General features: G+C 63.7%; 21 protein-coding genes. 8 read left to right on the top strand and 13 right to left on the bottom strand.

What is annotated here, in order from left to right:
• Positions 1-6: 6 nt before the first annotated feature.
• Positions 7-705, bottom strand: coding sequence for a hypothetical protein (locus L8F97_RS03995; RefSeq protein ID WP_242146685.1), 699 nt, complete (start codon positions 703-705; stop codon positions 7-9).
• 358 nt (positions 706-1,063) lie between these two features.
• Between L8F97_RS03995 and L8F97_RS03990 the strand changes: the two genes are divergently transcribed.
• The 4 genes from L8F97_RS03990 to L8F97_RS03975 all read left to right on the top strand — a co-directional run bounded on the left by L8F97_RS03990 (position 1,064) and on the right by L8F97_RS03975 (position 3,603).
• Complete coding sequence (locus L8F97_RS03990; RefSeq protein ID WP_242146683.1) at positions 1,064-1,729, top strand: energy transducer TonB; 666 nt, start codon at positions 1,064-1,066, stop codon at positions 1,727-1,729.
• A 61-nt stretch (positions 1,730-1,790) separates the two neighbouring features.
• Complete coding sequence (locus L8F97_RS03985) at positions 1,791-2,555, top strand: MotA/TolQ/ExbB proton channel family protein (RefSeq protein WP_242146681.1); 765 nt, start codon at positions 1,791-1,793, stop codon at positions 2,553-2,555.
• Between the two features lie 90 nt (positions 2,556-2,645).
• A complete protein-coding gene (locus tag L8F97_RS03980) occupies positions 2,646-3,131 on the top strand; it encodes an ExbD/TolR family protein (protein ID WP_242146679.1) in 486 nt (161 codons plus the stop codon).
• A 46-nt stretch (positions 3,132-3,177) separates the two neighbouring features.
• Entirely contained in the window at positions 3,178-3,603 is a 426-nt protein-coding gene (locus tag L8F97_RS03975; RefSeq protein ID WP_242146677.1) for an ExbD/TolR family protein, read from the top strand.
• Between the two features lie 293 nt (positions 3,604-3,896).
• Here L8F97_RS03975 and dcd read toward each other — a convergent pair whose 3' ends face one another.
• The 4 genes from dcd to L8F97_RS03955 form a co-directional block, all read right to left on the bottom strand.
• A complete protein-coding gene (dcd, locus tag L8F97_RS03970) occupies positions 3,897-4,451 on the bottom strand; it encodes a dCTP deaminase (RefSeq protein WP_242146675.1) in 555 nt (184 codons plus the stop codon).
• A gap of 145 nt (positions 4,452-4,596) precedes the next feature.
• A complete protein-coding gene (locus L8F97_RS03965; RefSeq protein ID WP_242146673.1) occupies positions 4,597-5,040 on the bottom strand; it encodes a cytidine deaminase in 444 nt (147 codons plus the stop codon).
• 26 nt (positions 5,041-5,066) lie between these two features.
• Positions 5,067-5,759 carry a glycoside hydrolase family 25 protein gene (locus L8F97_RS03960; RefSeq protein WP_242146671.1) on the bottom strand — a complete coding sequence of 231 codons (693 nt, stop codon included), beginning with the start codon at positions 5,757-5,759 and terminating at the stop codon, positions 5,067-5,069.
• 1 nt (position 5,760) lies between these two features.
• Positions 5,761-6,243 carry a UPF0262 family protein gene (locus tag L8F97_RS03955; RefSeq protein WP_242146669.1) on the bottom strand — a complete coding sequence of 161 codons (483 nt, stop codon included), beginning with the start codon at positions 6,241-6,243 and terminating at the stop codon, positions 5,761-5,763.
• 118 nt (positions 6,244-6,361) lie between these two features.
• Here L8F97_RS03955 and L8F97_RS03950 point away from each other — a divergent pair, with 118 nt between their 5' ends.
• The gene (locus L8F97_RS03950; RefSeq protein ID WP_242146668.1) at positions 6,362-7,855 is read left to right on the top strand and encodes a replicative DNA helicase; all 1,494 of its coding nucleotides are present in this window, start codon (positions 6,362-6,364) and stop codon (positions 7,853-7,855) included.
• Positions 7,856-7,868: 13 nt separating this feature from the next.
• Here the strand turns inward: L8F97_RS03950 and L8F97_RS03945 are convergent, their stop codons facing one another.
• The 8 genes from L8F97_RS03945 to L8F97_RS03910 form a co-directional block, all read right to left on the bottom strand.
• Positions 7,869-8,627 carry a phosphoadenylyl-sulfate reductase gene (locus L8F97_RS03945; protein WP_242146667.1) on the bottom strand — a complete coding sequence of 253 codons (759 nt, stop codon included), beginning with the start codon at positions 8,625-8,627 and terminating at the stop codon, positions 7,869-7,871.
• Complete coding sequence (locus L8F97_RS03940) at positions 8,608-9,048, bottom strand: DUF934 domain-containing protein (protein WP_242146666.1); 441 nt, start codon at positions 9,046-9,048, stop codon at positions 8,608-8,610. The genes L8F97_RS03945 and L8F97_RS03940 overlap by 20 nt, the downstream gene beginning before the upstream one ends.
• Positions 9,049-9,093: 45 nt before the next feature.
• Complete coding sequence (locus L8F97_RS03935; RefSeq protein WP_242146665.1) at positions 9,094-10,725, bottom strand: nitrite/sulfite reductase; 1,632 nt, start codon at positions 10,723-10,725, stop codon at positions 9,094-9,096.
• Between the two features lie 65 nt (positions 10,726-10,790).
• Positions 10,791-11,081, bottom strand: a complete 291-nt coding sequence (locus L8F97_RS03930; protein ID WP_242146664.1) for a DUF2849 domain-containing protein — start codon at positions 11,079-11,081, stop codon at positions 10,791-10,793.
• Positions 11,078-11,869: a uroporphyrinogen-III C-methyltransferase gene (gene cobA, locus L8F97_RS03925; RefSeq protein WP_242146663.1), complete on the bottom strand. Its 792-nt coding sequence runs from the start codon at positions 11,867-11,869 to the stop codon at positions 11,078-11,080. Before cobA ends, L8F97_RS03930 begins: the two co-directional genes overlap by 4 nt.
• Before the next feature lie 141 nt (positions 11,870-12,010).
• Positions 12,011-12,226, bottom strand: coding sequence for a hypothetical protein (locus L8F97_RS03920; protein ID WP_242146662.1), 216 nt, complete (start codon positions 12,224-12,226; stop codon positions 12,011-12,013).
• Positions 12,227-12,267: 41 nt separating this feature from the next.
• Positions 12,268-13,683 (bottom strand): succinylglutamate-semialdehyde dehydrogenase, encoded by a 1,416-nt coding sequence (gene astD, locus L8F97_RS03915; protein ID WP_242147157.1) that lies wholly within the window; start codon positions 13,681-13,683, stop codon positions 12,268-12,270.
• Positions 13,684-13,738: 55 nt separating this feature from the next.
• Positions 13,739-15,100 carry a protein adenylyltransferase SelO gene (locus L8F97_RS03910; RefSeq protein WP_242147155.1) on the bottom strand — a complete coding sequence of 454 codons (1,362 nt, stop codon included), beginning with the start codon at positions 15,098-15,100 and terminating at the stop codon, positions 13,739-13,741.
• A gap of 37 nt (positions 15,101-15,137) precedes the next feature.
• Between L8F97_RS03910 and L8F97_RS03905 the strand changes: the two genes are divergently transcribed.
• The 3 genes from L8F97_RS03905 to L8F97_RS03895 are packed head-to-tail and all read left to right on the top strand — an operon-like array spanning position 15,138 to position 17,919.
• The gene (locus L8F97_RS03905; protein WP_242146661.1) at positions 15,138-16,010 is read left to right on the top strand and encodes an alpha/beta fold hydrolase; all 873 of its coding nucleotides are present in this window, start codon (positions 15,138-15,140) and stop codon (positions 16,008-16,010) included.
• Between the two features lie 33 nt (positions 16,011-16,043).
• Positions 16,044-16,802 (top strand): SDR family oxidoreductase, encoded by a 759-nt coding sequence (locus L8F97_RS03900; RefSeq protein WP_242146660.1) that lies wholly within the window; start codon positions 16,044-16,046, stop codon positions 16,800-16,802.
• 4 nt (positions 16,803-16,806) lie between these two features.
• Positions 16,807-17,919, top strand: coding sequence for a glycosidase (locus L8F97_RS03895; protein ID WP_242146659.1), 1,113 nt, complete (start codon positions 16,807-16,809; stop codon positions 17,917-17,919).
• Positions 17,920-17,958 lie beyond the last annotated feature (39 nt).

Here is a 17,958-nt window from a genome sequence, read left to right as displayed (position 1 = left end):
GCGAATTCAGCGCTCGCAGCGGCCGAGCGAATCGAGCACGATCTTGTAATCTTCACGTGCCGCCGCGACGTCTGCAGCGTCGACCCCGTCGAAGCTCACGTCGGGTATTGCAGCGGGAAGGCCGCAGGCGAGACGATACCATAACAACGTGTCGCGGGCGGGCGGCTGCGCGTTAGGATCGGTAAGATCTCCGATCGAAGATGACCAGTGCGGCGGTTCGCCCTGCCGGCGAACGACATTCAAAGAGATCGGACTGCCGTCGGCGGTAGTCAAAAAGATTTGCGTCTCACCCTCGCCGGGAAGTGCGCCTGGCGTGTGAAAGGCGTGACCAATACCCGTGATAGCTGGCGGCGCCCCGGGGGCGACCAGCTCCGTGGCAATTTTGCGGGTCAGTGCATTTGCCTCGGGAGACCAGGGCTGCTGCCCATCGCGCGAGACGAGCTGGATCTGGCCGGGCTGCTGAGCAGGGCGAGCGAATAGCAACACGCGAGCCTTGCGAAGCTTGGGTATGCGGCCGCGCGAATCGAGCGGGATGTCGGCGACGTATCCTACCGTCGGCGGCAGCGCGTCGGGTCCGCGGATAAGCGCTGCGACATCTGCTTCCACATACGCGCGCGCGAAGCCGGGCTGAACGCCGGCCGCGTCAGGACCCTTGAGCGGCACGACGTCATGGATCGCCGCGTCAACGATAGTAGGTGCCGCCACTACCAGATCGGCGAATCGGGTGTAGGGTAGCGGCGCTGCCGATGATTGTTCAGACGATTGTACCGGCTGTGGAGCCGCCCAAACGGGGCTGGATAATGCTGCAAACGTACAAAGCAGCGCGATTGCGGGAGGGGTGGCCATATTGTCGGACTAGCGGAACGACCGCTGCCGATACAGAAATAATTCTGCCATCGGGACGCACTAAGGGGTTTTGCGGGGACAAAGCGTTTGCTTCGCGGTTTTCCTCACGATACAGAATTGGCCTGTCCAGGATACACTAGCCCATGCAAGGGTTGCACGAGCGGACATTGCGGCACGGCATAACAGCCGTTTCGTTATAGAGGAGTTTCGTTACTGAATGGCTTACGCTGATCGAGATACAAGTGGCAGCCGTATTGTCTCGATCGTGATCGTTTCGATCGTGGTCGCTGCATTCGGCTGGGCATTCGTGAACGGGCTCGCCTTCAAATATATCAAGAAGGCGCAAGAGAAGCTCAACACGTTCGACGTGGCACCACCGCCACCGCCGCCGCCCGACAAACCGCCGCCCCCACCGCCACCAGACCAGCCGCAGGTGCAGCCGCCTCCCGTGGTCTCGCCGCCGCCGATCGTGCAGGTGCAAACCCCGCCGCCGGTGATCCAGACGGTTCAAACGCCGCCGCCGGCGATCCAGCTCACCCCGAAGGCAGCTCCTCCGCAACCGCCAGCGCCACCCGCGCCGCCGGCTGTATCCAAGGCTGCTGGTCTGAAGGGTAACCCTGGCCAGTTCTTCGGTCCTGACGCTTATCCTGCTGCGGCGCTTCGTGCCGAGGCGCAGGGTCGCGTGGTGGCGAAGCTAACCGTGGGTACCGACGGCCGTGTGACAGATTGTACCGTGACGACCTCGAGCGGCAATTCGGATCTCGATTCGACGACGTGCAGCATCGCGAAGCGTCGGGTGAAATACTCGCCCGCTCTTGATGCATCTGGCACGCCGATCACGTCGACCGCCGTCTTGCCCGTCAAATGGGTCCTGCCTGAATAACCATTTTCCCCGGCGCGCCGCTGATCGGGCGCCGGGGGTTTCTTGAGAGGGAAGTTACCGCATGATCACCACCATTCTCGCCGCAGGGGCGACGCCGCCCGAGAACAATTTCGGCCTGATGAACTCGCTGAACGAAGGCGGTCCGGTTACCTGGACGGTCGCGATCATCCTCACCATCTTCCTGTTCTTCACGCTCTACATCCTGTTCACCAAGCTGTTCGAGCAGCAGAAGGTCATCAACCAGGGCAAGCGTGTCGGTGCTCAGTTCTGGGCTGCCAACAGCCTGCGCGAAGGTGCTGCCAAGCTCGAGAAGAACTCGGCCTACAAGCAGATCGTCGACGACGGCCTGCAGGCGCAGGACCAGCATGGTCGCCTGACCGATCCGGTCGAGGCGCATGACTGGGTGCACGGCTCGCTCGCGCGCTCGGAAGCCGCGATCAACTCGCAGCTGGGCGGCGGTCTCGCCTTCCTCGCAACGGTGGGTTCGACCGCGCCGTTCATCGGTCTGTTCGGTACGGTGCTCGGTATTTACCGCGCGCTGATCAAGATCGGTCAGGCTGGTCAGGCTTCGATCGACAAGGTCGCAGGCCCGGTCGGTGAGGCTCTCATCATGACCGCGTTCGGTCTGGTCGTCGCGGTTCCGGCCGTGCTGGCCTTCAACTTCCTGCAGCGTCGCAACAAGGCGATTGCAGAGAACCTCAGCGCGTTTTCGAATGACGTGCTCGGTTACATCGCGTCGAACGGCGCCGTGAAGCCGACGGTTGTTCGCAAGGCTCCGGCGGCTCCCGTCAAGCCTGCCACGACGACCACCGCCACCAAGGCGTAAGCAGCATATGGGAGCCGTCATGCGGCGGCTCCCACCCTCGCTGCCGGAAGTGGTTCCGGCAGTAGACTGTTGAGAATAGGATAGCCGTCCATGGCGATGAGCACTGGCGCACCAACTGACAGCGATGCACCGATGTCGGACATCAACACGACGCCGCTCGTGGACGTCATGTTGGTTCTCCTCATCATCTTTCTGATCACCGTTCCGGTGGTGGTTCAGAACATCAAACTGAAGTTGCCGGACGTGAAATACGATCCGACGACGACCAAGCCCGAAAACGTCAGCCTGTCTGTCATTCAAGACGGCAGCGGCAATTGTGCGGTGTATTGGAACCTGACGCGCGTGACGCACGATGAACTGCTGAAGCGTGCGGTCGATAAGCTGACTGCCGAAGTGAAACGACTCGGTGGCGCGGCCAATCTGACGCCGGACGATCTGCCCGAGGCACACATCCGCGGCGATGTGGACGTGCCTTACAAGTGCATCGGTGGTGCGATCTACACGATGCAGATGGCAGGTTTCGCAAAGGTCGGCTTTATTTCGCAGCCGCCGCCCAACGTCGTCCCAGGCGATTGATCACGTTGGCGGCCCTTTGGGACCGCGGTTTTAGGGAAATTTCAATATGGCAATGAGTTCCGGTCGCGGTGAAGGCGATCCCATGATGGACATCAACACGACGCCGTTGATCGACGTCATGTTGGTTCTGCTGATCATGTTCATCATCACCATCCCGCCGCAGACGCACGCAGTTAAGGTCGATCTGCCGATCAACTCGAAGAACAACACGCCAGTTGTTGATTCGGTCAAGAACAAGGTCATCGTCGATCCGACTGGTACCGTTCAGTGGAACGGGAGCCCGGTCGATCTGGTGACGCTCCAGCAGTATCTTGAGCAGACCAAGACGATGAACCCGGAACCGGAGCTGCACTTCCAGCCTGATCCGGCGGCGAAATACGAGAAGGTTGATACCGTTCTTGCGGTCATCAAGCGCTCGGGCATTTCCAAGCTCGGCTTCATCGGCAACGAGCAGTATCGCAACGATTTCTGATCGTGCTCTGATTTACAGCCTACGCAAAGGCGGCCCCTGCGGCCGCCTTTTTTTTGTGTGACGTGCTGGAGTGGGGCGGTGTTCGTTAGCATCCCGCTGTCGCAAGCCCCCTATCTTCCCAGAGGCTGCCGCAGACCTGCCAATCCGCGCTTACGCTGCTGGCTCCGCTGCGGCACTCTGCTGCCTTGTTACTCACGACAGGTAGACGGGCGCGTCAACGCTTTGTGCGCGAGCGAGAAGGGCACATGCTGGCACATCCGTAAGGTCGATCCTTTGGGCCTTAGGTGCGGTTCCTAAAGTTTTGGAAGCGTCACGCCGCGTTGACCCATGTATTTGCCCGCACGATCGGCGTAGCTTGTCTCACAAGCCTCGTTCCCTTGCAGGAACAGGAACTGGCACGCCCCTTCGTTGGCGTAGATCTTCGCTGGTAGCGGCGTTGTATTGGAAAACTCCAACGTGACGTGACCTTCCCACCCCGGCTCGAGCGGCGTGACGTTCACGATGATGCCGCAACGCGCGTAGGTGGATTTTCCGAGACAGATCACCAGAACGTCGCGTGGTACGCGGAAATACTCGACGGTTCGCGCGAGCGCGAAGCTGTTTGGTGGGATCACGCACACATCGGTACTGCGATCGACAAAACTGTTCGCCGCAAAGTCCTTGGGATCGACGATCACGCTGTCGATATTTGTGAAAATCTTGAACTCATCGGAAACGCGCGCATCATATCCGTAGGAGGAGAGGCCGTATGAGATGCAGCCATCGCGCTTCTGCGCATCGACAAACGGCTCAATCATGCCGGTTGCGAGCGCCTGCTCGCGAATCCAGCGGTCTGACATGACGGACATGATGTGTTCCCCTTACCCGGCCCGCTTTTGCGGGAATAACCGGCAAGAACAAGAGGGCAGTAGAGTTATAGAGGTCGATGTCATCGAGCGGGACGCGCGGCGGATTGATAATGCAAGACGAGCTATCGCGAGGACAGCCCGACGACTAGTTGCCGATCCCAAGATCGCCGGGCCCGAACGCGTGCGGCAGCAATTCCGATAGCAGGTAGCGCTCTACCGCTTCGCCCTCGGCAGCAGCGCACCACACGGTAATATCCCGCCCGCCCAGTTGCGCGGCTTCGTTGATGACCTGGCGACAACGTCCGCACGGGCCGACAACCGCGACGCCACGTGGCACGCCGTTCGCATCAAGGACGCCGCCGATTACGGCCACCGCGACTGCGTCGGTCAGATGCCCAGCGCTGCTCGCCGTCGCCAGCGCGACGGTCTCGGCGCAAAGAGACAAGCCGTAGCTGGCATTTTCGAAATTGGCGCCGGTGATGACGCTGCCATTGGCGAGGAGCACCGCGGCACCAACGCCGAAGCGCGAATAGGGCGCATGCGCCTTCAACGCTGCTGTCCTCGCCGCCGCCACCAGACGGTCACGCATCCCGTCATCTAGAACCGGATCATTCATCATGGTCGTACCACATCCCAATGTACCGACCCATCAACACCGTCGATATGCCGCATGTCGTTTGCCTGCCAGATCTGCCACGGTCTGGCAGTATAAGTCGGTGGAAAGAAGTTGCCGACGGCCCACACCGGTCGGCGTAGTTCGGACGTGACACCATAAGTCCTGTCGAACGCGCGGCTGATCTTGAGCAATACCGGTGTGCCGGTATGTGCTTCCACCATTGTCAGGAACCGCCGCAGATCCTCGACCAGTGTTTTCGCCTCCGGACGTGCAGTGCAATCGTCCGTGAAGTCGAGTTCTACAGCCGCCGGAAGTGCGGCGCGTGTACGCGGCACCGTGGTGTTGAAGTTGTTCGCCTGATCGACCGCCGAGTTGCAAAGCGAGTATCGGTGCATCGCGCCGCGCCGCAGCCGCGTCTTGGCCAATTCCTCCCAGTTTACGGCGAAGCGCATGTCGCGTCCCGCCGCCCCGGTGGTCGCGCGGACATAGGCGAAGTCGGCGCCAGCCGACTGAACCGACCACCAGTCGATCTCGCCAGCGTCGTCCGACACGTCGATGCCTTGAATCGGGTATTTGCCGCTCGGCTGCCATTGCTGAGCCCATAGCCATAGCACGCTCGCAGTGACGACCGCGATCACAAGAAATGCCGCAGCCGCGATAATGCGTTTGCCCCAGGTGTTAAGCCGAACCATGTCAGTTGCGGATGTGCAGCACGCAGATGAGAGTGAAAAGACGCCGTGCGGTCGCAAAATCAATATCGATTTTGCCGGCGAGTCGCTCCTTCAGCAAGGTCGCGGCCTCGTCGTGAACGCCGCGCCGGGCCATATCTATCGTCTCGATCTGTTGCGGCGTCGCAGCGCGGATCGCCTGATAATAGCTGTCGCAAATCGCGAAATAATCTTTGATCGGTCGCCGAAACCGGCCCATCGCCAGCACATAGGTCTCGAGGTGCGATCCGTCCTCGCGATGAATGGCGATACCGATCCGACCCTCCTCGACCGCCAGCTCGATCCGATACGGCCCGGCGTAGCCGTCCGCGTAAACCCGCTGCGGCGCGAAATGGTTTTCCTCAATAAGGTCGAAGATCGCGATCCGCCGTTCCTGTTCGCTATCCGCCGATCGCCACGCGATGGTGGCCTCGTCCAGAGAGACGTGGATGATGCGCGGATCCGCCATCCCGCATCCCCTATCGGGGAAGGGGGCCTTCGACAATGACTCGCTTATCCACGTTTTGCACGTTCGGTTTGGCGCAAGCGGGTTTGAGTGCGGGGCTGCCGGCGCGTAGAGAGCGCGAATGGCAACCGCATTCGCAAACCCCGTTTCGCCCGTACCCGAGGCGCTCGCACTCCCACAAAACGTCGAGGCCGAAGCAGCGATGCTCGGCGCGATGATGATCGATAACCGGCTTGCCGACGATTTGATCGACAAGCTGGAGCCGGAGCATTTCTTCGAGCCGCTGCACGGCCGCATCTTTGCGGCGATCCGCAAGCTGCGCGGGGCCGACATGCTCGCCTCGCCGGTAACGCTGCGGCCGCTTTTCGATGCCGACGCGGGGATGCGTGAACTAGGCGGCCCGGCCTATCTCGCGCAGTTGACCGGCAGCGGCGCTGGCCTGATCGGCGCGCGCCAGTTCGCCAAGCAGATCTACGATCTTGCCATGCTGCGCACGCTGGTGACGGTTGGGCGCAGCTTGGTCGACCGCGCGCTCGATACCTCGGAGGAGGTCAATCCGCGCGCGCAGATCGAACTGGCCGAGGAGGAACTGTTCAAGGTCGCGGCAGATGGTGGCAGCGAGAGCGCGGTCAAGAGCTTCGCGCAGGCGACCACGCTAGCGGTGAAGATGGCGCAGCGTGCGCTCAATTCCGGCGGTCACCTGTCGGGGATCACCACCGGGTTCGATTCGATTAACGGCAAGATCGGTGGTCTGCACCATTCCGACTTGATGATCCTCGCCGGGCGGCCGGGCATGGGCAAGACCGCGCTTGCCACCAACATCGCGTTCAACGCGGCGCAGCGCTACATGCGCGACCGCGCGGATGGCCTGCCGCACAGCGAATCGGTGGGCGCAAAGGTCGCGTTCTTCAGCCTTGAAATGTCGGCGGATCAGCTTGCCACGCGTATCCTCGCCGAACAGGCGCGGATCAGCGGCGAGGCGCTGCGCATGGGCAAGATCAGCAAGACCGAGTTCAACCAGCTCGCCGCCGCCGCTGCCGAGCTGGAGAATCTGCCGCTGTTCATCGACGATACCGCCGGCCTGTCGATCGCGGCGCTGCACACGCGCATGCGGCGGTTGCAGCGGCGGCATAACAACGAGATCGGTCTGGTGGTGGTCGATTACCTCCAGCTTCTGACCGGTTCGGCCAAGGCGTCGGGCGATGGGCGCGTGCAGGAGATCTCGGAGATTTCACGCGGCCTGAAGACGCTTGCCAAGGACATGAACGTGCCGGTAATCGCGCTGTCGCAGCTTAGCCGTCAGGTTGAGCAACGCGAGGACAAGCGCCCACAGCTGTCCGACCTTCGCGAATCCGGCTCGATCGAGCAGGACGCCGATATGGTGATGTTCGTGTTCCGCGAGGATTATTACGTAGCCGCCAAAGAGCCGAAGCGCCCGGTCGAGGGCGACGGCGCTAAGATCTTCGAGGATCACGCCGGCTGGGCGAGCGAAATGGAACGAGTGTTCGGTCTTGCCGAGTTCATCGTCGCCAAGCAGCGTCACGGCGCGACCGGCAAGGTGATCCTGAAATTCGAGCCGATGTTCACGCGTTTCAGCGATTACATCGGCTACTGAACGGACGCGCCGCCTAGAAGACCGGTTCTTCGCCCGGCTTCTCGGCGACGTGGATACCGCATTCGACTTTCTGCCAACCGCGCCAGCGCCCGGCGCGGGGGTCCTCGCCGGGTAACACCTTCGAGGTGCAGGGCTGGCAGCCGACCGACAGATAGCCGTCCGCCTCAAGCGGGTGGCGGGGCAGATCGTGGGCGTCGAAATACGCTTCGAGATCGGCCTTCACCCAATCGCCCAGCGGGTTGATCTTGAGCCGGCCGTCCTCGATCTCGAAACGGGCGATGTTCTGGCGGGTGGAGGACTGGAACGCTTTGCGCCCGGAGATCCAGCTGTCGAGACCCTGTTTGGCGCGTTTGAGCGGCTCGACCTTGCGGATCTCGCAGCAGCCGTCGGGATCGTAGGACCACCGCAGGCCCTTGTCGTCCTTGGCAGCGAGCACCGCCTTATCGGGTTCGACCGCCCAGCTGTGCGTCAGGCCAAGCCGGGACACCAGCGCCTCACGGTAGGCGAGCGTCTCCGGAAACATCTTGAGCGTATCGACGAAGATCACCGGCACGTTCGGGTCGGTCTTGGCGACGAGATCGAGCAGCACCGCGCTCTCCGTGCCAAACGACGACACCACCGCGATGCGACCGACCAGCCCCTCGGCAAACACTGTCGCCAGCATCGTCTGCGCATCGACGCCGGCGAAGCGGGCGTTGAGCGCATCGGCATCCGCCTGGGTGAAGACGGGTCGCGTGTCGATAATGTCGAGCTTACGGGCGGGGCTGGCCATGACGGAGTTTCCAAACAGGTACGGCGCCATCGGCCGCCCCCTGATATACGTGCTCGTAGCGGGACAACGAAGCCTCCAGCGTGGCAGAATCGATTTCAGCACGGGGAGCAAAACTATCGAACCCGCACCGCCGCATCAGCGGGAGCTGATCGACCAGCACGTCGCCCTCGGCACGCAGTTCGCCGGTGTAGCCGGCCTCGCGCAGGATGCGCGCCGCCGAATAGCCGCGCCCGTCGCGGAAGCCGGGGAAGGCGACCTCGACCAGTGCGATCCGGTCGAGGTGCGGCAGCAGCGCGCGCGCGTCGTCGCCGGGCTCGACACGGACGGCGGTGGCGTTGCTCTGGCCAAGGAATGCGTCGAGCGTGACGGCAGGCTCCTCATGCGGCGCGTCGTCGCGGAAGCGTAGGGGCGAGTCGGTCATGCTAACGGGCTTTCCGAGAAGGCTGTCGGGACGCTGCGGGTGGTCTTACCCATAGAGCGCGACCTTAAACGGCTCCATGCCGACCCGGCGATAGGTATCGAGGAAGCGCTCGCCGCTCGTACGGTGCGCGAGATAGACATTGGTCACCGTCTCGACCGCGTCGACGATCCCGTCCTCGTCGAAGCCGGGGCCGGTGATCTTGCCGAGACTGACATCCTCCGCGCCCGACCCGCCGAGCGAAAGCTGGTAATTTTCGATGCCCTTCTTGTCGACGCCAAGGATGCCGATGTGGCCGGCATGGTGGTGGCCGCAGGCGTTGATGCAACCGCTGATCTTCAGCTTCAGCTCGCCGAGATCGCGCTGCCGTTCGAGGCTGGCGAAGCGATCGGCGATCTTCTGCGCGACGGGGATAGAGCGGGCGTTGGCCAGTGCGCAATAATCAAGCCCGGGGCAGGCGATGATGTCGCCGATCAGGTCGAGGTTGGCGGTGGCGAGGCCGGCGGCGTCGAGCGCCTGCCACACTGCATACAGATCAGCCTTGCGGACGTGCGGCAGGACGATGTTCTGCGCATGGGTGACGCGCAGTTCGTCGAACGCATAGCGCGTGGCGAGATCGGCCATCACGTCGATCTGGTCGGCCGAGGCGTCGCCGGGGATGCCCACCGTCGGCTTGAGGCTGATGTTGACGATGGCATAGCCCGCTTGCTTGTGCGCGCGCACGTTCTGGTCGAGCCAGACCGCGAAGTCCGGGTCGCTGCGATCCACCGTGTGGGCGGCGGCGGTGTCGAACGCAGGGGGCGCGAAGAACGCGGTGATCCGCTCCAGCTCGGCAAGCGGCGGGTCGATGCCGAGTGTCTTGACGTGCGCGAACTCCTCCTCGACCTGACGTGCATATTCCGCCGCGCCGATCTCGTGGATGAGGATCTTGATCCGCGCCTTGTAGATGTTATCGCGCCGGCCGTAGCGGTTGTAGACGCGCAGGCACGCCTCGAGATAGCTCATCAGGTCTTCGGCGGTAATGAAGTCCTTGATCTCAGGGCCGATCATCGGCGTTCGGCCCATACCGCCACCGACGAAGATCTTTGCACCGAGCACGCCGTCCCGCTTGAGCAACTGGATGCCGATATCGTGCAGCCGCATTGCCGCGCGGTCCTCCTCCGCCGCGATGACCGCGATCTTGAACTTGCGCGGCAGGTAGCTGAACTCGGGGTGGAAGGTGCTCCACTGGCGCAGCAGCTCGGCCCAAGGGCGCGGATCGGCGACTTCGTCCGCGGCGGCACCGGCAAACTGGTCGGACGAGATGTTGCGGATGCAATTGCCGCTGGTCTGGATGGCGTGCATCTCGATCGTCGCCAGTTCGGCGAGGATGTCGGGTGCCTCGTCCAGCTTGATCCAGTTGTACTGGATGTTCTGCCGCGTGGTGAAGTGGCCGTAGCCGCGATCGTACTTGCGCGCGATGTGAGCAAGCATGTGCATCTGCTTGCCCGACAGCGTGCCATACGGCACCGCGACGCGCAGCATATAGGCGTGCAGCTGAAGATAGAGGCCGTTCATCAGCCGCAGCGGCTTGAACTGGTCCTCGGTCATTTCCCCCGACAGGCGGCGCTTCACCTGATCGCGGAACTCCTCGACGCGGGCGTCGACGATCGACTGGTCGTATTGGTCGTACTGGTACATGGCTTACCTCGTCGCGCCGGTCGGCGCCGGGAACGTGGAGTTCTGGTCGATCAGGTCGCGCGCGGTCACAGCACCACCTGCGGTGAGACGTCCGGCGCGAGCGTCAGGTCCATCCGCACAGTCGGGCCGAGCGCGCGGATGCGATCCTTGATGTGGTCGGGGCGGGGGCCTTCCGGCGTGGCGACCGCCTCGATCACCACCGGCCCGTTGACGCGGCGCGCGGCCTCCTCAATGCGGCCCAGCGCCTCGCCTTCGCTGCCGACATCCACCGAGTCCGCGACGTGGCGGGACCAGCCAGAACCGGTCCACCAGATCACATCGCCCGTCGCCAGATCGTTTCCCGTCAACAGCTTCACGCAAAGGTTCCTTCAGCAACGTTCGCCCAGCGGCCGAGCCGATCCTCGGCATCGGACAGTTCGACAACCTCGCCGACGACGATGATCGCCGGGCTGCCGACAGCCTCCCGCGTCACCATCGCGCCGAGATCCGCCAACAGGGTCCGCAGCGCGCGCGACCCGACAAGCGTACCGCGTTCCAGCACCGCCACCGGCATGTCCGGGGCGACACCGTCGCGCATCAATTTGTCGGCGATATCGTTTGCGGTGGCGACGCCCATGTAGATGACGAGCGTTCGGCCCTTGCCGGCGAGACCGGACCAATCCTGATCGGCGAGCCCCTTGCACTGCCCGGCGACGAAGCTGACCGCGCTGGAATAATCGCGGTGGGTGAGCGGCAACATCGCCTCCGCCGCACACCCGAGCGCAGCCGATACGCCGGGGATCACCTCGACCGGCAGACCGGCGGCGCGCACCGCCTCGACCTCCTCGCCGCCGCGCCCGAAGATGAATGGGTCGCCACCCTTCAGCCGCACCACGATCGCGCCGGTCTTCACATGCGCGACGATAAGCGCATTGATCGATTCCTGCGGCAATGTGTGACGCGCGCGCCGCTTGGCGACGGAGATGCGCTGTGCGGCGGCGGGCGCGATCTCCAGCACGCGTGGATCGATCAGCCCGTCATGCACCACGACATCGGCGGACTTCAGCGCTGCGACCGCGCGCACTGTTAACAGGCCGGGATCGCCCGGCCCTGCACCAACGAGGATGACGCGCCCGCGCGCGGTAGGATCGAGCAGAGTAGCCATGCCCGCCAGATGCGCGAATTGGCGTGTGGGTTCAACCCGACGCCTGCTATCGGGCGAGGTAGGATAACTTGATGGTCGCGCAACGCCTGGTGAGCGGTGTTGGCCGGTGACGATGAAGCGGGCAACGCGTAGCCCGCAGCATCACCGCTTCGGAACTTCCAGTTCACGTGCCCGGCGGGAGAGGCGAATAGCCTCATCGATCAGGTCGGCCGCGAAATCGGGTGTCTTTTCGCGAACCGCGATCGACAGGCAATTGGTAGCTTGCTGACGCAACTTTGCAGAGCGGGTAAAGCGAACTGGGGCAGAATCGTCGGTCGTCACGATCGATGTAATCACCGGTTTGAACAGAGGTTCCACGGTTCGTCGCACGGCAACACTATGATGCGATCAACGGTTCGTCAGCTGTCGCGAAGGCCAACGCCGATGCTGGCGCGGGCTTGTTCCGATTCGCTGGAAACCACTGGGTAAGCACAATAATCTGCCGCATAAAAAGCACTCGGTCGGTGATTGCCGGACCAGCCAATACCGCCGAATGGCGCGCCAGACGAGGCGCCGTTGGTCGGCTTGTTCCAATTCACAATACCGGCGCGCGCGTTTGCCCAGAACTGGTTGTAGAGCGCTGGGTTCTGGCTGAGCAACGTCGCCGACAGCCCATAACGGGTGTTGTTCGCCTCGGCGATGGCATCCTCGAAACTGCGCGTGCGGACCACTTGAAGGATCGGACCGAACAGCTCGATATCGGGGCGATCGTTCATCTCGGTCACGTCGATCAGCGCGGGGACTAAAAACGGCAGATCGGGATTCGGCCGTTCGAGGTGGCGGATCGGGCGACCGCCACGGATCATCAGCTCGAGAAAGCTTTCGGTCAGAAGATCGGCGGATTCGTTGTCGATCACCGGACCCATGAAAGGTTGCGGCTTGGCGTGCGGCTCATCGACGATGATGCGCGCAATCAAGCCGTTCACCGCCTCGATAAGCTGATCGTGCACGCGCTCGTCTACGATCAGCCGTCGTGCGGCGGTGCAGCGCTGGCCCGCGCTCATGAAGGCAGATTGCGCGATGATGATAGCGGCGGCGTGAACGTCGGGCGATTCCCACACCACGATCGGATTGTTGCCGCCCATCTCCAACGCCAGGATCTTCTCGGGCCGGTTGGCGAACGCGCGGTTGAGCGCGATGCCGGTGCGTGCCGACCCTGTGAACAGCAGCCCGTCGATGCCGTCATGCGCGGCGAGTGCCTTGCCCTCGTCCGGACCGCCTAGCAGCAATCGCACGCAGCCTTCCGGCACGCCGCCTTCGTGGAAGCAGGAAACGAGAAACTCGCCGACCGCTGGCGTTTTTTCGGAGGGCTTGAACACCACTGCATTGCCGGCGAGGAGCGCGGGAACGATGTGGCCGTTCGGTAGATGCGCGGGGAAATTATAAGGGCCCAGCACCGCCAGCACACCATGCGGCTTGTGGCGGAGCGCGATGCGGCTGCCCATCGGCGCGTCGAGGCGACGCTGCGCGCTACGCTCGGCATAGGCTTTTACCGAGATGTCGACCTTTGCGATGACCGACTCGACCTCGGTATGCGCCTCCCAGAGCGGCTTGCCGGTTTCGCGCGCGATCAGATCGGCAAACGCGTCGGCGCGGCGGCGAACGACATTGGCGAAGCGGCGAAGCGCCTCGGTGCGATAGGCGAGCGGGCGTGCGGCCCAATTCGCCCAGCTTTCGCGCGCAGTCGCCACCTCGGCGTCGACATCGCCGCTATGCCCACGCCAGAGAACGGCACCCGTGGCCGGTTCGATCGAAGTTAGTTCTGTTGCGACCATATTGGCGCGGTCTTGCCCGAGTTCGCGGCGCAAATCCACTCCGGGCGTTACCACCTCACGCGAGTGCCGCGCCCATGTCACGAATTGCATCGACCTTCGCGTGCAGAAGCGACCAGTCGTCCCGCTCGGCAATCGCTGACCAGATTGCCTCGACTTCGCCGATCAGCATCGAACAGGGCGTGTCGTCGCGCCAATACGCGTGGGTGCGGCTTTTCCGCGCAGCATAGGGTGCGGCTAGCGTGCGGGCCTCGGCAAAAGCTTCGGTATCGGGCAGGGCGCCGCCGAACGCGTCGAGAAAAAAGCGATCGACCTGGAGGTTGTCGGAGCGCAACCCGCGTTCAACCGCGTTGACAAGGGCGGCGTTGTCCTCAGGCCCGCGCGAAACAAGGCCGAGCCGCCACAGGATCGCGTCGCCCACCGCCGCCTGATAGCGCGCACCAAACGTGTCGAGCACCGCGATCAGCGGCTCGGCCGGGCTGATCGCGCGCAAGCTGACCGCAAGTTGCATCACGTCCCAGTGGATCGCCTCGGGCTGGCGACCGAACGCGTACAGGCCGGCGTGGTCGAAATAGGCGGCGGTGAGCCCTGCGTCCCATGTCGGCAGAAAGCGCCAAGGGCCATAGTCGAAGCTCTCACCCGTCACGTTGATGTTGTCGGTGTTCAGCACGCCGTGCACGAATCCCGCCGCCATGTAGCTTGCCGCCAGCTTCGCAGTGCGCTGCACGACCAGATCGAGCAGGCGGGTGGCAGGCTCCGCGCCGGGTTCTTCGCGGTAGAGGTTGCGCAGCACGTAATCGACGAGGCGGCGCATATTGTCCTCGTCGCGGTGATAGGCGAGCCGCTGGAAGGTGCCGATGCGGATGTGACCATGGCTGAGCCGCACCATCACCGCCGCGCGCGTGGGTGAGGGTTCGTCGTTGCGATCCAGCGCTTCGCCGGTTTCGATCAGCGAGAAGGTACGGGACGTTTCGACGCCCAGCGCCTCCAGCATCTCGGTCGCGAGGATTTCGCGGACGCCGCCCTTCAGCGTCAGGCGACCGTCGCCGAAGCGGCTCCACGGCGTCTGGCCGCTGCCCTTGGTGGCGAGGTCCATGAGGCGCCCTTGCGTGTCGCGCATCTGCGCAAACAGAAAGCCGCGCCCGTCACCAATGTCCGGGTTGTACACGCGGAACTGATGGCCGTGGTAGCGAAGCGCGAGCGGCTGCGGGAGGTTTCCCGGTAGTGGCGTGAACCGTCCGAAATGGCGGATCCACTCGCCATCGCTCAACCCGTCAAGTCCGACGCCGGTGGCAGCGCGGTCGTTGCGGAAGCGCAGCCGGGTTTCGGGGAAGTTGGCCGCCGCCACCGGATCGTAAAAGGCGTCTCCCAGATCAAGGATGCGCGGATCGGGGTGATATGCTTGCGGGAAGTCTGCCATGCCGCGATATGGGTGCGCCGCAGCCGAGGACGCAACCATGCCCGCATACGAAAACCGCTATTGGTGGTCTAACGACGGGCTGCGGCTACACTATCGCGACTATCCGGGCGGCAATGGGCGCCCCCCGATCGTCTGCATCCCCGGTTTGACACGCAACGCGCGCGATTTCGACGATCTCGCGATGCGCTTGTCGCCCGACTGGCGGGTGATCGCGCTGGATCTGCGCGGGCGCGGCGAGAGCGCCTATGCGAAGGACCCGATGACCTACGTGCCGATGACGTACGTGCAGGACATCGAAGCGTTGCTCGCTGAATTGGAGCTTGAGAGTTTCATTGCGTTCGGAACCTCGCTCGGCGGTATCCTGACGATGCTGCTGGCGGGCGCGGCGCGCGAGCGGTTGGCCGGGGCGCTCATCAACGACGTGGGGCCGGAGATCGAAGCGGCGGGCATCCTGCGCATCCGTGGCTACGTCGGCAAATCGAACAGCTGGCCGACTTGGCTGCACGCCGCACGTGCAGTCGCCGAGGCCAACGCCGATGCGTTTCCGGCTTATGCCATCGAGGACTGGCTGGCGATGGCGAAGCGGCTGTACCGGGTGAACAGTGCCGGCCGCATCGTGCTCGATTACGACATGAAGATCGCCGAACCGTTCCGCGTGCCGGGGAACGAGGCGGGGCTGGATATGTGGGGCGCGCTCGCGCGGTTGCATGGCGTACCGACGCTGGTGGTGCACGGGAGCCTGTCCGATCTGCTGTCGGCGCGCACGGCGGCGCGGATGGTGGCGGCGCTGGACCAGGCCGAACTCGTCACTGTGCCCAACGTGGGCCACGCGCCGAGCCTGTGCGAACCCGAAGCGGTGGCGGCGATCGACCGTTTGCTGGCCCACATCGGGGAACCGGAGGCGGGCTGAACCGTCTTCCCCGGGACTTTACGGGAGCTGTACATGCTTGATCTCGCCGACGCGCACACCGCCGTTTCCAGCCTGTCAGGCAAGCGCATCCTCGTGACCGGCGGCACCACCGGGATCGGTCGTGCCATCGCGGTGCTGCTGGCGAGCGAGGGCGCGCGCCTCCACGTTTGCGGCCGCACGCCCGAACATCTCGCCGATGCGGTTGGGCGGCTCAACGAGGTTGGCGCGGGCGCCGGCACCACCGTCGATCTCGCGGAGCAGGGCGCGCCCGAGCGTTACGTGAAGGCGGCAAGCGAATGGCTCGGCGGACTAGACGTCGCGGTGATCAACGCGGCGATCCCGGCGGAGGGCCTGTCGGACATGAGCGACAGCGACTTGCGCTACGCGATCGCCACCAATTTTACGGCATACCTTACCAGCGCGCATGCCGCAGTCGAGGCGATCGGCGAAGCGGGTGGTGACATCGTGCTGATCGGTTCGGTTTCCTCGCACATCCTCGGCCCGGGTTCGACGGTGTACGCCGGCATCAAGGCGGGCATCGCCGGGTTTGCCGAAGCGCTTCGAAGGGAACTGGGCCCCAAAAACATTCGCGTCACGCTGGTCGAGCCGGCGCTGACCCAATCCGACATGCACTACCCCGACAAGGATGCCGACGCGCAGAAGGAGATGGTGCGTAAGGACAAGATGCTCCGGTCCGAGGATATCGCGGTTGCGGTGCATTACGCATTGACGCAGCCGCGCCGGGCGGTGGTGCAGACCGTCGTCGTCGCCCCGTGCATCAGCGAGGAGTAAGCGGGTGGCGTTCGACCAGATCGTCTTCGACCCGCGCGACGTGGATCTCGTGCGGTCTCCACTGGCGGGGAAGGTCGATGCGGAAACCTATGTGCTGGGCGCGTTCAACCCCGGCATGACGCGGCTTCGAAACGGCAATCTGCTGTTGATGGTGCGGGTGGCGGAGGCGTTGAAGCGGCCGATCGTCGATCAACATATCCATGCGATCCGCTGGGACGAGGGCGCTTACGTGCTCGACGCCTGGCCGATCGACTATGTCGATACCGCCGACCCGCGCAAGTTCATGATGCGCGGCGGCGGGTGGAAGGTCATGGCGCTGACCTCGCTTTCCTGGTTGCTGCCGGTCGAGCTGTCCGCGGATGGTACCGAGGTCGTGGACGTGCATTATAACCGCGCCATCGTGCCGCGCGCATCGTACCAATGCTACGGGGTGGAGGATGCGCGGATCAGCCGGGTCGGCGATCGGTATCTGATGACGACCTGTTCGGTCAGCCCGGAGCGACATTCGACCACGCTGTATACGTCGGACAATGCGCTCGACTGGCGGCTGGAGGGGATCGTGCTCGATCACCAGAACAAGGACATGCTCATCTTCGAAGGGCAGATCGTCGGCAAGTATTTCGCGCAGACCCGGCCGTTGGGTGACCTCTACTTCGCCTATCCTCCCGGCAGCGAGTGGCGGGCAGGACCGTCGATCAATCTCGCGTCGTCACCCGACGCACTGCACTGGAAGCCGTACGACAAACCCGGCATCCGTCCGCATGCCAAGACGCTCGCGACCGCGCGGATGGGGGGCGGCGCGCCGCCGGTGCTGACCGATCGTGGCTGGCTGACCCTCTGGCATGGGGTAGAGCCGTCTGGGGTGGTGGGCATCTATCGCACCTATTGGTCGGTGCTAGACCGTGACGATCCCTCCGTAGTGGTGGCGACCAGCGACACGCCGCTGCTGGAGGCATCCCCCGAACTGACCGAGCCGATCAAGGATCTGATGTACCTTAACGATGTGGTGTTCACGACCGGCATCGCCGACGCGGGCGATCACTATGTCGTGGCGAGCGGTGAGGCGGATCTCGCCTGCCGCATCACGCATGTCGATAAGGCCGTTTTTTCCGCCTGAGCCTTGAAAGCCGAGAGAGAAAGCGGGCAGGAGGCTTCG

The sequence above is a fragment of the Sphingomonas sp. BAUL-RG-20F-R05-02 genome (assembly GCF_022662305.1).
In the GTDB taxonomy this organism is placed as follows: Bacteria; Pseudomonadota; Alphaproteobacteria; order Sphingomonadales; family Sphingomonadaceae; genus Sphingomonas.
The sequence above is the reverse complement of the archived record's forward strand: the minus strand, read 5'-3'. Positions and strand labels throughout refer to the sequence as shown.

Bases quoted from the DNA above. Each gene is read 5' to 3' on its own strand.
- L8F97_RS03990 (WP_242146683.1), top strand. From the start codon at position 1,064: ATGGCTTACGCTGATCGAGATACAAGTGGCAGCCGTATTGTCTCGATC.
- L8F97_RS03985 (WP_242146681.1), top strand. From the start codon at position 1,791: ATGATCACCACCATTCTCGCCGCAGGGGCGACGCCGCCCGAGAACAAT.
- L8F97_RS03980 (WP_242146679.1), top strand. From the start codon at position 2,646: ATGGCGATGAGCACTGGCGCACCAACTGACAGCGATGCACCGATGTCG.
- L8F97_RS03975 (WP_242146677.1), top strand. From the start codon at position 3,178: ATGGCAATGAGTTCCGGTCGCGGTGAAGGCGATCCCATGATGGACATC.
- dcd (WP_242146675.1), bottom strand. From the start codon at position 4,451: ATGTCCGTCATGTCAGACCGCTGGATTCGCGAGCAGGCGCTCGCAACC.
- L8F97_RS03965 (WP_242146673.1), bottom strand. From the start codon at position 5,040: ATGCGTGACCGTCTGGTGGCGGCGGCGAGGACAGCAGCGTTGAAGGCG.
- L8F97_RS03960 (WP_242146671.1), bottom strand. From the start codon at position 5,759: ATGGTTCGGCTTAACACCTGGGGCAAACGCATTATCGCGGCTGCGGCA.
- L8F97_RS03955 (WP_242146669.1), bottom strand. From the start codon at position 6,243: ATGGCGGATCCGCGCATCATCCACGTCTCTCTGGACGAGGCCACCATC.
- L8F97_RS03950 (WP_242146668.1), top strand. From the start codon at position 6,362: ATGGCAACCGCATTCGCAAACCCCGTTTCGCCCGTACCCGAGGCGCTC.
- L8F97_RS03945 (WP_242146667.1), bottom strand. From the start codon at position 8,627: ATGGCCAGCCCCGCCCGTAAGCTCGACATTATCGACACGCGACCCGTC.
- L8F97_RS03940 (WP_242146666.1), bottom strand. From the start codon at position 9,048: ATGACCGACTCGCCCCTACGCTTCCGCGACGACGCGCCGCATGAGGAG.
- L8F97_RS03935 (WP_242146665.1), bottom strand. From the start codon at position 10,725: ATGTACCAGTACGACCAATACGACCAGTCGATCGTCGACGCCCGCGTC.
- cobA (WP_242146663.1), bottom strand. From the start codon at position 11,869: ATGGCTACTCTGCTCGATCCTACCGCGCGCGGGCGCGTCATCCTCGTT.
- astD (WP_242147157.1), bottom strand. From the start codon at position 13,683: ATGGTCGCAACAGAACTAACTTCGATCGAACCGGCCACGGGTGCCGTT.
- L8F97_RS03910 (WP_242147155.1), bottom strand. From the start codon at position 15,100: ATGGCAGACTTCCCGCAAGCATATCACCCCGATCCGCGCATCCTTGAT.
- L8F97_RS03905 (WP_242146661.1), top strand. From the start codon at position 15,138: ATGCCCGCATACGAAAACCGCTATTGGTGGTCTAACGACGGGCTGCGG.
- L8F97_RS03900 (WP_242146660.1), top strand. From the start codon at position 16,044: ATGCTTGATCTCGCCGACGCGCACACCGCCGTTTCCAGCCTGTCAGGC.